General features: G+C 64.6%; 14 protein-coding genes. 8 read left to right on the plus strand and 6 right to left on the minus strand.

Translation table 11 applies throughout. The features are described from left to right. Positions 1 to 2: 2 nt before the first annotated feature. From ACIPUD_RS13365 to ACIPUD_RS13380, 4 genes are all read right to left on the minus strand, one after another. The gene (locus ACIPUD_RS13365; RefSeq protein ID WP_446480814.1) at positions 3 to 392 is read right to left on the minus strand and encodes a RidA family protein; all 390 of its coding nucleotides are present in this window, start codon (positions 390 to 392) and stop codon (positions 3 to 5) included. A gap of 143 nt (positions 393 to 535) precedes the next feature. Further along, positions 536 to 1,123, minus strand: coding sequence for a GNAT family N-acetyltransferase (locus tag ACIPUD_RS13370; RefSeq protein WP_026232510.1), 588 nt, complete (start codon positions 1,121 to 1,123; stop codon positions 536 to 538). Positions 1,124 to 1,255: 132 nt separating this feature from the next. After that, positions 1,256 to 2,398: a type III PLP-dependent enzyme gene (locus ACIPUD_RS13375; RefSeq protein WP_018453321.1), complete on the minus strand. Its 1,143-nt coding sequence runs from the start codon at positions 2,396 to 2,398 to the stop codon at positions 1,256 to 1,258. 672 nt (positions 2,399 to 3,070) lie between these two features. Then, on the minus strand, positions 3,071 to 3,325 hold the full coding sequence (locus ACIPUD_RS13380; RefSeq protein ID WP_446480815.1) for a hypothetical protein: 255 nt from the start codon (positions 3,323 to 3,325) through the stop codon (positions 3,071 to 3,073). 135 nt (positions 3,326 to 3,460) lie between these two features. On the opposite strand from ACIPUD_RS13380, the gene ACIPUD_RS13385 reads away from it, so the two are divergent. From ACIPUD_RS13385 to ACIPUD_RS13395, 3 genes are read left to right on the plus strand one after another with little or no spacing between them, the layout of a single operon-like run. Beyond that, the gene (locus ACIPUD_RS13385; protein WP_018453323.1) at positions 3,461 to 5,542 is read left to right on the plus strand and encodes a M3 family metallopeptidase; all 2,082 of its coding nucleotides are present in this window, start codon (positions 3,461 to 3,463) and stop codon (positions 5,540 to 5,542) included. Then, complete coding sequence (locus tag ACIPUD_RS13390) at positions 5,542 to 6,180, plus strand: DUF1007 family protein (RefSeq protein WP_085350701.1); 639 nt, start codon at positions 5,542 to 5,544, stop codon at positions 6,178 to 6,180. Before ACIPUD_RS13385 ends, ACIPUD_RS13390 begins: the two co-directional genes overlap by 1 nt. Further along, positions 6,171 to 7,280, plus strand: a complete 1,110-nt coding sequence (locus ACIPUD_RS13395) for a nickel/cobalt transporter (protein WP_085361219.1) — start codon at positions 6,171 to 6,173, stop codon at positions 7,278 to 7,280. The genes ACIPUD_RS13390 and ACIPUD_RS13395 overlap by 10 nt, the downstream gene beginning before the upstream one ends. Positions 7,281 to 7,433: 153 nt before the next feature. On the opposite strand, the gene ACIPUD_RS13400 is transcribed toward ACIPUD_RS13395, so the two are convergent. Beyond that, a complete protein-coding gene (locus tag ACIPUD_RS13400; protein WP_446480816.1) occupies positions 7,434 to 7,832 on the minus strand; it encodes an MAPEG family protein in 399 nt (132 codons plus the stop codon). An 82-nt stretch (positions 7,833 to 7,914) separates the two neighbouring features. Between ACIPUD_RS13400 and hemH the strand changes: the two genes are divergently transcribed. From hemH to ACIPUD_RS13420, 4 genes are all read left to right on the plus strand, one after another. Further along, a complete protein-coding gene (gene hemH, locus ACIPUD_RS13405) occupies positions 7,915 to 8,952 on the plus strand; it encodes a ferrochelatase (protein ID WP_446480817.1) in 1,038 nt (345 codons plus the stop codon). Positions 8,953 to 8,977: 25 nt separating this feature from the next. After that, on the plus strand, positions 8,978 to 9,952 hold the full coding sequence (locus ACIPUD_RS13410) for an ABC transporter substrate-binding protein (protein ID WP_446480818.1): 975 nt from the start codon (positions 8,978 to 8,980) through the stop codon (positions 9,950 to 9,952). Positions 9,953 to 10,226: 274 nt separating this feature from the next. Then, positions 10,227 to 11,228 carry an SPFH domain-containing protein gene (locus ACIPUD_RS13415; protein ID WP_007615156.1) on the plus strand — a complete coding sequence of 334 codons (1,002 nt, stop codon included), beginning with the start codon at positions 10,227 to 10,229 and terminating at the stop codon, positions 11,226 to 11,228. Between the two features lie 70 nt (positions 11,229 to 11,298). Next, on the plus strand, positions 11,299 to 11,745 hold the full coding sequence (locus ACIPUD_RS13420) for an NfeD family protein (protein ID WP_007597152.1): 447 nt from the start codon (positions 11,299 to 11,301) through the stop codon (positions 11,743 to 11,745). A gap of 117 nt (positions 11,746 to 11,862) precedes the next feature. On the opposite strand, the gene ACIPUD_RS13425 is transcribed toward ACIPUD_RS13420, so the two are convergent. Beyond that, positions 11,863 to 12,201 (minus strand): winged helix-turn-helix transcriptional regulator, encoded by a 339-nt coding sequence (locus tag ACIPUD_RS13425; RefSeq protein WP_204512442.1) that lies wholly within the window; start codon positions 12,199 to 12,201, stop codon positions 11,863 to 11,865. Positions 12,202 to 12,273: 72 nt separating this feature from the next. On the opposite strand from ACIPUD_RS13425, the gene ACIPUD_RS13430 reads away from it, so the two are divergent. After that, on the plus strand, positions 12,274 to 12,831 hold the full coding sequence (locus ACIPUD_RS13430; RefSeq protein ID WP_377829025.1) for a carboxymuconolactone decarboxylase family protein: 558 nt from the start codon (positions 12,274 to 12,276) through the stop codon (positions 12,829 to 12,831). Positions 12,832 to 12,874 lie beyond the last annotated feature (43 nt).

The following is a 12,874-nucleotide window of genomic DNA, read 5'->3' on the forward strand; positions in this document are numbered from 1 at the left end:
GCTCAGGCGCTGCGGCGCTTGGCGGTGGCTTCGATTTCGACCTTCATCTCGGACTTGTAGAGCGCCGAGACGACGAGAAGCGTGGCGGCCGGGCGGATCTCGCCGAGGACTTCGCCGCAGACCGCGAAATGCGCGTCCGCATCCTTGATGTTGGTGAGGTAGTAGGTCACGCGGACGATGTCGGCCATCTCGAAGCCACCCTCCTTCAGGGCAGCTTCGATGGTCTTGAAGCAGTTGCGTGACTGGCTCGTGACATCGGCCGGCATCGTCATGGTGGTGTAGTCGTAACCGGTGGTTCCCGCGACGAAGGCGAACTCGCCGTCGATCACGGCGCGGCTGTAGCCGGCGGTCTTCTCGAACGGGGAGCCGGTGGAAATCAGGCGGCGGGACATGGTCGTAGGCCTCGACTGAAGAGGAATTTCGTGGGGTTTACGCAATTTGCCGGCCTGCGCAACCCCAAAGGAATGGAGCTTAACGCAGGCACAGCCGGGCGTTGCCGCTTAACGCGGCTAGGTCGTCGCCATCATGGCGATCCTTAAGCCGCGCGCGCCTGGAGGGCGCGAACTACCCTTCGTTTGGGCAGGGCCGCACCAGTCGGGACGATCATCCCGGCGGCGCCGTCCAGCGCGCCTGTTGTGAATTCGATCGCCAGCAGGCGGTCGCGCTCGAACGGACCGGGCAGCGACAGCTCGCCGGTGTTGGCGGCCGAGAAGCCGAAGCGGGCGTAATAGGGGGCATCGCCGAGCAGGATCACGGCGGCATGCCCGCGCGCCCGGGCGGCAGCCAGCGCTTGTTGCATCAGCGCGGCGCCGATCCCGAGCTCGCGGCAGGCAGGGTCCACTGCCAGCGGTCCGAGGACCAGAGCGGGCCTGCCTCCGGCGCTGACGTGCCACAGCCGCACGGTTCCCACAAGCTTCCCCTCGCGCATCGCGGCCAGCGCAAGGCCGGCAGCGGGTGCGCGTCCGTCACGCAGGCGCTGACAGGTACGGCCATGGCGGTTCTCGCCAAAGGACGCATCGAGCAGCGCTTCACGCATCGCAACGTCGACAGCACGCTCCGCACGGATCGCGAACGGAGCGGCTTTCGAAGTGGGGTCAATTTGTGTCTTCCGAAGAGCAGTCATGGCGCGTCAGTCCCCGCTTGAAACTGACGTGCGCAAAGCACGCCAGTTCAAGGCGTCGTCAGAGATCGAAATGTCAGGGAGGGAGCCGGCAAGCCGGCTCCCGGGTTCGTCAGGCCTCAGACGCGAGGCGGATCAGATGTGGTAGGTTTTCAGCGGCGGGATGCCGTTGAAAGCCACCGCCGAGTAGGTCGACGTATAGGCCCCGGTGCCTTCGATCAGCAGCTTGTCGCCGATCTCGAGCGTCACCGGAAGCGGATACGGGTTCTTCTCGTACAGCACGTCGGCGCTGTCACAGGTCGGGCCCGCGAGCACGCACGGCGTCATGTCCGCGCCGTCATGCGGGGTGCGGATGGCGTAACGGATCGACTCGTCCATGGTCTCGGCGAGACCGCCGAACTTGCCGATGTCCAGATAAACCCAGCGCACCTCGTCCTCGTCGCTCTTCTTCGAGATGAGCACGACTTCGGACTCGATGATGCCGGCGTTGCCCACCATGCCGCGGCCCGGCTCGATGATGGTCTCCGGAATCTGGTTGCCGAAGTGCTTGCGCAGCGCGCGGAAGATCGAGCGCCCGTAGGTCACCACCGGCGGTACGTCCTTCAGGTACTTGGTCGGGAAACCGCCGCCCATGTTGACCATGGTCAGGTTGATGCCGCGCTCGGCGCAGTCGCGGAACACCTGCGAGGCCATTGCCAGCGCACGGTCCCACGCCTTCACCTTGCGCTGCTGCGAGCCGACATGGAAGGAGATGCCGCACGGCTCCAGGCCCAGACGCTTGGCAACGTCGAGCACGTCGACGGCCATCTCCGGGTCGCAGCCGAACTTGCGCGACAGCGGCCATTCGGCGCCGGCGCAGTCATAGAGGATGCGGCAGAACACCTTTGCGCCGGGCGCGGCACGGGCGACCTTCTCGACTTCGGCGGCGCAATCGACCGCGAACAGCCGAATGCCGAGCGCGAAGGCGCGCGCGATGTCGCGCTCCTTCTTGATCGTGTTGCCGAAGGAGATGCGGTCGGGCGTCGCACCGGCGGCCAGCGCCATCTCGATCTCGGCGACCGTCGCGGTGTCGAAGCAGGAGCCCATGGAGGCGAGCAAAGCCAGCACTTCCGGCGCCGGGTTCGCCTTGACGGCATAGAACACGCGGCTGTCGGGCAGCGCCTTGGCAAAGGTCTGGTAATTGTCGCGCACGACTTCGAGGTCGACGACGAGGCACGGCTCGGTGTCGAGGCCCTCGCTGCGGCGGTTGCGCAGGAATTCCTGGATACGGTCGGTCATAGCACTCTCCCAAACGGCCCAGCGACGGGGATCCGTTCAAAAAATGACGTCGGATAAGAGCGCTCCGGCCAGATCGCGCGATGGAGGCGCGACGAGCCAAAGACTCACATCAGACTGTGCTGCCGTGGATTGGTTGGGAATGTTCCCGCCCGCACACCTGGCAATGAAGGACAAGCCTTTTCAGTAGCCCGCGCCGGCGTTGGACTGCCGGTAGAGACCAAAAAAGCCCGATCCGTCGTTGCTTTAAGTCGCGTCCCCCGTTGAGAGCGGGGTGCGCCGGTTCGCCTCCGGCTGCCAGTCACGGTTGCAAAGAGCAAAGTCACCTTCGACAAGGCATCTCTTTGAGAGAGATGCTGGACGCTCCGGGTTTGCTTTCGTCTTCCGGCGATGAGCCTTCCGACTTCCACACTTCCGAAGAGCCCCTCGGCTTCTTCACCCCTTGGCGGCTGTCCGGCCTCTTGTCCGGATACCTACCGACTGACACACGACCACAGGCACGTGCGAAATTGGGCAATCCGCACATAAGTGTTTTGACTCTGCTTCGCAAGAGATTTTTTAGGCTGCGAACAGAATTGCCTAACATCTGCTTGCGCAGTGTTGCGCGCGCGACGCGAAAGATGAACGCGCGTTAAGTTTTCTGCGCGGCGCGCGTCACTCGCGAGCGTCCGCGCTTCAGCCGCGCTTCGTGAACGGCTCGACGCGTTGAGCGGCGCGGATGAAGGCCGTCATCACGAGCACGCCGAGCGCAAACAGCGTGGCCTGAAGGATGTGCGTGCCTTGCTCGCCCAGCCCGAACAGGATCGCGAGCGCCCAGCCGCCGGCAAACGCCGCGCCGAACACCTCGGCGCCGATCAGGATGGCGGCGCTGACGACGGTGATGACGCTCGGCCAGACGATCCGACGGAAAGACGAGGAGGTCGCGTTCATGAGCTCAGGGGTCCTAGGCTTGGAGGGCCGCAATCTCACCGAAAAGGCAGCCGGGAGCAAGGGCAAACGGCCCAAAAAAGCCCTATCGCGTGCTATAGCTGGCCGCAACAATCGAGCCACAAATCGGGACTTGTAATGTCAGAACCCCGCCAAACTACGGACTCCGAGACCAACCCGCTGCTGAAGGCGTGGGTGACGCCGTTTGCGACCCCGCCCTTCGACGAAATCAAGCCGGAGCACTTCCTCCCGGCCTTCGAGCAGGCCTTCGCCGACCACTCCGCCGAGATCGCAGCGATCACCAACGACCCGACCGCGCCCGACTTCGCCAACACCATCACGGCGCTGGAGCGCTCGGGCAAGCTGCTCAGCAAGGTCGCGTCGGTCTTCTACGACCTCGTCTCGGCGCATTCCAACCCGGCCATTCTGGAGATCGACAAGGAGGTTTCCTTGCGGATGGCGCGGCACTGGAATCCGATCATGATGAACGCCGTGCTGTTTGGCCGCATTGCCCAGCTACACGAGAACCGCGCCAATCTCGGTCTGACACCGGAACAGCTCCGCCTGCTCGAGCGCACCTACACCCGCTTCCACCGCTCCGGCGCCGGCCTCTCCGAAGAGGCCAAGACGCGGATGGCGGAGATCAACGAGAGACTCGCCCAGCTCGGCACCAGCTTCAGTCATCATCTGCTCGGCGACGAGCAGGAATGGTTCATGGAGCTCGGCGAAGCCGACCGCCAGGGCCTGCCGGAGAGTTTTGTCGCCAGCGCCAAGGCTGCGGCGGAAGAACGCGGCATGGCCGGCAAGGCCATCGTCACCCTGTCGCGCTCCTCGGTCGAACAGTTCCTGAAGAGCTCGGCCCGGCGTGACCTGCGCGAGAAGGTCTACAAGGCCTTCACCGCGCGGGGCGACAACGGCAATGCCAACGACAACAACGCGACCATCGTCGAGGTCCTGAAGCTGCGCGAGGAGAGCGCCAATCTCCTGGGTTATCCGACCTTCGCGGCCTACCGGCTCGAGGATTCCATGGCCAAGACGCCGGAAGCGGTGCGCGGCCTTCTGGAGCGGGTCTGGAAGCCGGCCCGGGCGCGGGCGCTCGCCGACCGCGACGACATGCAGGCGCTGATCACGGAGGAGGGCGGCAATTTCAAGCTCGCCCCCTGGGACTGGCGCTTCTATGCCGAAAAGCTGCGCCTTCAGCGCGCCAATTTCGACGACGCCGCGATCAAGCCGTATCTCGCGCTCGATCACATGATCGCCGCCGCCTTCGACTGTGCCACGCGCCTGTTCGGCGTCACTTTCGAGGAGCGCAAGAACGTGCCGGTCTGGCATCCGGACGTCCGGGTCTGGGAGATGAAGGGGCGGGACGGCAAGCACAAGGCGCTGTTCTATGGCGACTACTTCGCCCGGCCGTCGAAGCGCTCCGGCGCCTGGATGACCTCGCTGCGCGACCAGCAGAAGCTCGACGGCGAGGTCGCGCCGCTGATCCTCAACATCTGCAACTTCTCCAAGGGCGCGGACGGGGAACCCTCGCTGCTGTCGCCCGACGATGCCCGCACCCTGTTCCACGAGTTCGGCCATGGCCTGCACGGCATGCTCTCCAACGTGACCTATCCGTCGCTGTCGGGCACCTCCGTGTTCACCGACTTCGTCGAATTGCCCTCCCAGCTGTACGAGCATTGGCAGGAGCGGCCCGAGGTGCTGCAAAAGTTTGCCCGCCACTACCAGACCGGCGAGCCGCTGCCGGACGATCTGCTGCAACGGTTCCTGGCCGCGCGAAAATTCAACCAGGGTTTCGCCACGGTCGAGTTCGTCTCCTCGGCGCTGATCGATCTCGAATTCCACACCCAGCCGGCCTCCGCCGCGCAGGACGTCCGCGCCTTCGAGAGACGCGAGCTGGAGAAGATCGGCATGCCCGAGGAGATCTCGCTGCGTCACCGTCCGACGCAATTCGGTCACATCTTCACCGGCGATCATTATGCCGCCGGCTATTACAGCTACATGTGGTCGGAGGTGATGGACGCCGACGCCTTCGGCGCATTCGAGGAAGCCGGCGACATCTTCGATCCCGCCGTCGCAAAACGCCTGCACGACGACATCTACTCGAGCGGCGGATCGGTCGATCCGGAAGCCGCCTATGAGGCCTTCCGCGGCCGCCCGCCGGAGCCCGATGCGCTGCTGCGTCGCCGAGGTCTGCTTGACGCCCCGAAGGCGGCCTGATGGGCGTGCGCGCCCTGCTCGGGCTGCTGCTCGCCGCTGGCCTCACCTTTGTGGCCGGGGCGGCGCAGGCGCACCCGCATGTCTGGATCACCGCGACCAGCGAGTTGCTCTATGCCGCGGACGGCACCATCACCGGCGTGCGCCACGCCTGGACGTTTGACGACATGTTCTCGGCCTATGCCGTGCAGGGGCTCGAGAGCAAGACCAAGGGCGTCTATACCCGCGAGGAGCTCGGACCGCTGGCGCAGACCAATGTCGAGTCGCTGAAGGAATATGCCTACTTCACCTTCGCGCGAGCCGACGGCAAGAAGGAGCGATTCCAGGAGCCGGTCGACTACTTCCTCGACTACAAGGATACGGTCCTGACCCTGCACTTCACGCTGCCGCTGAAGAATCCGGTCAAGCCCAAGCAATTGATGCTCGAAGTGTTCGACCGCTCATTCTTCATCGACTTCCAGATGGCCAAGGACAACCCGATCAAGCTGGTCGGCGCGCCCGCCGGCTGCCAGATGAAACTTGAGCGGCCGAGCGACGGCACCGCGAGTGCGCAGAAGCTCAACGAGCAGACCTTCATGAACGGCGAGAACTCCAATTTCGGCATGATGTTCGCCAACAAGATCACGGTGGATTGCCCTTGATCGGTCGTCTTCGTTCGCCGCTTGCCCGCGGGCTTCTCGCCTGCGCCGCCGTTATTGTCGTGCTGGGCGTGGCCGATGCCGCGCTGCATGATCTCCTTGCCCAGAACCCGTTCGGCGCGCCGCGGCCAGCCCCGGCGGCCGAGCCTGAGGCCAGTGGCCTCATCGGCTGGCTCTTGGCAAAACAATCGGAATTTTATCGCCAGATGTCGGCGACCATTCGCGCCGCCAAGTCCGACGGCTCGGCGGTGTGGACGCTGCTCTTCATCTCCTTTGCCTACGGCATCTTCCACGCCGCAGGGCCCGGCCACGGCAAGGCGGTGATCGCCTCCTATCTCGTCGCCAATCGCGAGACTGCCCGGCGCGGCATCGTGCTGTCGTTTGCATCGGCGTTGATGCAGTCGCTGGTGGCGATCCTGATTGTCGGCATCTCGGCCTGGGTGCTGAATGCGACCGCCAGGACCATGTGCAAGGCGGAAGGCGCGATCGAGATCGCAAGCTACGCCCTGATCGCGCTTTTCGGCCTGCGCCTGGTCTGGGTCAAGGGCCGCACCTTCATCCGTGCGCTGCAGGCGGTTCAGCCGGTGCCGGCGATCGCGGGCGTGCCGCATGACCATCATGATCACGGTCACCACCATCATGATGCGCATGATCATCATCGTCACGATCATGCGCACGCCCATCATCACCACGCGCATCACCACGTTCATGACGAGCATTGCGGCCATTCCCACGGCGCCATGCCGAGCGAGCTCGCCGGCCCCGGAGGCTGGGGACGCGGCTTTACCGCGATCCTGACCGTCGGCATCCGTCCCTGTTCGGGCGCGATCCTGGTGCTGGTGTTCGCGTTGGCCCAAGGCCTGTTCTGGGCCGGCATCGCCGCAACTCTGCTGATGGGGCTCGGCACCGCGATCACCGTCGCGGTCATTGCCGTGGTCGCCGTCTCCGCCCAGGACATCGCCGCCCGCCTGAGCGCCGGACGCGACGGCAACGGCGCGCTGTTCATGCGCGGCATCGAAATCGCCGCCGCCGGCCTCGTGCTGCTGTTCGGTGCAGGCCTGTTGTTGGGTTACATCGCGGCCGAACGGACGACGTGTTTCTGAGTTTTTCCCTCTCCCCTTGTGGGCGAGGGTGGCTCGCCGCGTAGCGGCGAGACGGGTGAGGGGTTGTCTCCGCGAGCGATCCTCTTGCAGCTGCGTTCGCCGATAGAACTCCTCATCCGGCGCTTCGCGCCACCTTCTCCCACAAAGGGAGAGTCACACCGGCAAGAACTGCTTCAACGCCGGCATGAAGAAGATCCCGAGATTGATCGCAAAGCCGATGCTCCAGAGGATGGAGCGCAGCGTCGGGCGGTTCCCGAGATAGGTCAGCACATAGGCGATCCGTACGATCAGGAACAGCACCGCGAGCTCGTCGATCATCCGCTGCGGCGAGTCCCGGAATTCGGCCAGCAGCACTGCGAAGGCGAAGAACGGAAAGGTCTCGATACCATTCTGGTGGGCGCCGAGCGCGCGCTGCGCGATGGCCTCTTCGTAGAAGACGGGATCGCGCGGGCGTGAATTGTCGAACCCGCGAAACCTGATCCATTTGACCGAGACGATCGTCACCAAATAGAGCAGCAACGCTCCGAAGAGGCACCATTCCGCGAGTGTCATCTTTCCTCCCCCGCCTCGGTGCGACCCTAGCGAAACCGGCCTGATCTTGACAAGCTCGGGACAACGCGCGACCCAACGAGGCATGACAACCCTAGCCCCTCTCAAGACCACGAAGCCGCTGCCTCAGTCCGGCCAGCCGCGCGTCGGCGTACTCCTGGTCAATCTCGGCACGCCCGATACCGCCGACGCGCGCGGCGTGCGGGTCTATCTGAAGGAGTTCCTCTCGGACGCCCGCGTGATCGAGGATCAGGGCTTGATCTGGAAGCTGGTGCTGAACGGCATCATCCTGCGCACGCGCCCCCGCGCCAAGGCGCGCGATTATCTCAAGATCTGGAACACCGAGAAGAACGAGTCGCCGCTCAAGACCATCACGCGCTCGCAGAGCGACAAGCTCGGAGCCATGCTGTCGGACCGCGACCAGGTCACGGTGGAATGGGCTATGCGCTACGGCAATCCCTCGATCAAGTCGGGCGTCGATGCGCTGATTGCGAAGGGCTGCGATCGCATTCTTGCCGTCCCTCTCTATCCGCAATATTCCGCCGCGACGTCGGCCACCGTCTGCGATGAGGTGTTTCGCGTGCTTGCGCGGCTGCGCGCGCAGCCGACGCTGCGGGTGACGCCGCCTTACTACGAGGACGAAGCCTATATCGAGGCGCTCGCCACCTCGATCGAGACGCATCTGGCGAGCCTGTCGTTCAAGCCAGAGCTGATCGTCGCCTCCTTCCACGGCATGCCGAAGGCCTATGTCGACAAGGGCGACCCCTATCAGGACCAATGCGTGGCGACCACCGAGGCGCTGCGGCGCCGGCTCGGCATGGACGAGACAAAGCTGCTGCTGACCTTCCAGTCGCGCTTCGGATTCGACGAGTGGCTGCAGCCCTACACTGACAAGACCATGGAGCGTCTGGCGAAAGAGGGCGTGCGCCGTATCGCGGTGATCACGCCGGGTTTTTCCGCCGACTGCCTGGAGACGCTGGAGGAGATCGCGCAGGAGAATGCCGAGATCTTCAAGCACAATGGTGGGGAGCAGTTTTCCGCGATCCCCTGCCTCAACGACAGCGACCCCGGCATGCATGTGATCCGAACGCTGGTGCTGCGCGAGCTCCAGGGCTGGGTATAGTGAGCCTGGATCCGAGGAGCGCCCCATGAACCGCCGCGAGGTTCTGGCGCTTCTTGGGGTGACCACGATGCTGCCGGCCTCGGTGCTGGCGCAAGCGAATGCGACGCGCCGGCTCGGCGTGCTCTCGGTCACTGCGGCGGACGATGCGATCGGGCAGACGCGTAGCGCGGTCCTGGTCGAGGCGCTTGCCGGCCATGGCTGGAAGGAGCACGGCAGCCTTGAGATCGATTGGCGCAACGGCGGCGGCGACCGCGCGCGGATCGCGCAACTCGCCGACGAACTCGTGGCGCTCAAGCCCGACATCCTGCTTGCGGTCGGCACGCCCTCAGTGGAGGAGCTGCGCCAGCGCACGACGACGATCCCGATCGTTTTCGCCGTCGTCACCGATCCTGTCAGCCAGGGCTTTGTCCAGAATCTCGCCCATCCCGGCGGCAATATCACCGGCTTCACCGATTACGACGGCCCGCTGGCCGGCAAATGGCTGGAGATGCTGACGCAGGTCGTGCCAAAGCCGTCACGCGTTTCCGTCGTCTACAATCCCGCCACCGCGCCGTTCGCGCCGCTGATGCTGCGGACGATCGAAGACGCCGGCCGCGCGCTCGATGTGACGGTGGTGCCCGCGCCGGTCCATGACACGGCCTCGATCGCCGCCCTGGCCTTGCGGAAAGACGGCGGCCTGCTGGTGCTGCCGGATTTCTTCACCATGTCCAACCGTGCGCTTCTCCTGGCAGCCATCAATGAAGCGCGCGTGCCGGCGGTGTTCTGGAGCCGGACCTTCGTCGACGAGGGTGGCTTGATGTCCTACAGCACCGACAGCGCCGAGCAGCTCCGCCGCGCCGCCACCTATATCGATCGCATCCTGAAGGGTGCGCGAGCGGCCGACTTGCCGGTCCAGAATCCGACCACGTTCGAGCTGGCGATCAACTTGAAGACGGCCAAGGCGATCGGCGTCACGCTTCCGCCAAGCCTGCTCGCAACCGCGAACGAGGTCATCGAGTAGGATTTGGCTGCGACCGCCGGATTCGTTAACGTCGTCGCTAGGTGTGCGCCAGCACGCTTTCAAGAGCGCCTCGCAAATACATAATCGCGACCATTCCCTCTCCCGGTGTCTTGTGTAGAATCCTACCGATGCCGAAATCAGGCACGACCGCTGAGCCTTGAATCCTTCTGAACTCTTTACTGAACGCTTTACTGAACCCTTGGGGTCGTGATCCCGACCAATGACAGCGCGGAAAAGGCCTTTTCCCGCCAATCTTTTCCGCCTTGGAGGAAATATGAGCGGTTTCGACATTTTCGCGATTGTTCTGGTCTTGCTCGTCATCGTCACGCTGGTGGCCGGCGTGAAGACGGTGCCGCAGGGCTATGACTGGACCATCGAGCGGTTCGGCAAATACACCCAGACGCTGAGCCCCGGGCTCAATCTGATCGTGCCCTATTTCGATCGCGTCGGACGCAAGATCAACATGATGGAGCAGGTGATCGACATTCCCGAGCAGGAGGTGATCACCAAGGACAACGCCACCGTGACGGTCGACGGCGTCGCCTTCTTTCAGGTGTTCGATGCCGCCAAGGCGAGCTACGAGGTCTCTAACCTGACCCAAGCCGTCACCGTGCTGACCATGACCAACATCCGTTCGGTGATGGGCTCGATGGATCTCGACCAGGTGTTGTCGCACCGCGACGAAATCAACGAGCGCCTGCTGCGTGTAGTCGATGCCGCCGTCTCGCCCTGGGGCCTCAAGGTCAATCGTATCGAGATCAAGGACATTGTGCCGCCGGCGGACCTCGTCGAAGCCATGGGCCGACAGATGAAGGCCGAGCGCGTCAAACGCGCCGACATCCTTCAGGCCGAAGGTGCACGCCAGTCCGAGATCCTGCGCGCAGAGGGTGCCAAGCAGGGCCAGATCCTCCAGGCGGAAGGTCGCCGCGAGGCCGCCTTCCGCGACGCCGAAGCACGCGAGCGGTCGGCGGAAGCTGAGGCCAAGGCGACGCAGATGGTCAGTGAAGCCATTGCCAAGGGCGACGTCGCGGCGCTGAACTACTTTATCGCCGACAAATATATCAAGGCGTTCGGGCAGTTTGCGGACTCGCCGAACCAGAAGATCATCATGCTGCCGATCGAGGCCACCAGCATGCTCGGCTCGCTCGCCGGCATCGGCGAGATCGCCAAGGCGACGTTCGGCGAGAGTGCGGCATCCGCCGCTGCCGCCGCTCGTCGCGGTTCGGTGCCGACGACTGGGAGCACGCCCCCGGCGGTGCCGCCGCGGCAGGGGTAAAGCGCATGCCCCGGAAAAGTGGACACCGGTTTTCCGACAAGGGCATGCGCCATTTCAAAGAGGTCGTGTCATGACCGACATGTTCGTATCGCTCGGCACCTGGAACTGGCTGATCTTCGGCTTCATCCTGATGGCGCTGGAGGTGCTGGCGCCGGGAGTCTTCCTGTTCTGGCTCGGGCTCGCCGCGCTGCTGGTCGGGCTGATCTCGTTCGGAGTGGCGATATCCTGGCAGATCCAGCTCGTGATGTTCGCGATCTTCGCCGCCGCCGCCGTGCCGGTTTGGCGTCGGCTCGCCCGGCCGAAGCCGGATGCAATTGCCGCCAGCCCCTTCCTCAACAAGCGCGCGGATGCGCTGCTCGGCCGCGAGTTCACGCTGGAGAAGCCGATCGTCGACGGCAACGGCACCATGCGCATCGGCGACACCGTCTGGCGCGTCGCAGGTCCCGATACGCCGGCGGGCACGCGTGTGAAGGTGGTGCAAGTGGACGGTGCGAATCTGACGGTGGCGGCGGCTTAGTCCACCGTCATTGCGAGCGCAGCGAAGCGAAGCAATCCAGACTGATGCCGGTGGAAAGATTCTGGATTGCTTCGCTTCGCTCGCAATGACGAGCTAGTCGGGACGGCATCGCCAGACTTACGCGCCGCTCTTGCTGCGCCACCGCTCCGCAAACCTATGCAGCGGCATGAACGTCTCGCACAAGTCCCGCCCGAGCGCCGTCAGCGCGTAACCGCCGGCTTCGCCGAGCTCCACGAACCCGGCCTCGCGCAAATCGTCCAGCCGCGCCTGCAGCACCGTCGGCGAGGCCTCGTCGCAGGCGGTGCGCAATGCGCGCGAGGTGAGGGGGGCGTCGCGCAGCTCCCACAGGATTCGCAGGCTCCAGCGTCGTCCGAGGAGGTCGAGCAGCACCATGATCGGCCGCCCGCTGCGCGGGCCACGGACGCCGCGCGATCTCGAAGTGGTCTGTTTCGCCATCGTCGCCCTCTTGCGTGGTGCTACAAATAGTGTAGCTTCATGCTACGTTAAATGTAGCAAGAGAGGCGGCCAATGTCCCCGGTCACAGCGCGCATTGCCCCGCTCACCCCGCCTTATCCCCCGGAGATCCAGGCCCAGTTCGACCGCATCATGCGCGGCGCGCCGCCACTGCTGCTGTTCCGGGTCATGGCGGCCCACACCCGCGCCTGGGACAAGTTTCGCGCCGGCGGCTTGCTCGATCCCGGACCGCTGTCGCTACGCCAGCGCGAGATCGTGATCGACCGCACCTGCGCGCTGAACAAATGCGAATATGAATGGGGCGTGCATGTCGCGGTCTTTGCCGGGCCGGCGAAACTCACCGAGGAGGAAGTGCGCGCCACCGTGCAGGGTGATGCGGCGTCGTCGTGCTGGTCCCCGGCCGAGCAGACGCTGATCGCCGCCGTCGACGCGCTGCATCACAGCGCGACGTTTGACGACGCTGAGTTCGCTGCGCTGTCGGCGCATTACGACGAGGCGCAGATCCTGGAGATCATGCTGCTGTGCGGCTTCTACCGCACGGTCTCGTATCTGGCGAACGGACTGCGGTTGCCGCTGGAGGAGACGGCGGCAAGATTTCCTGCGCCGCTCTAGCCGCCGTCGTTGCGAGCGTAGCGAAGCAATCCAGAGTCTTTCC

Source organism: Bradyrhizobium sp. CAR08 (genome assembly GCF_052871955.1).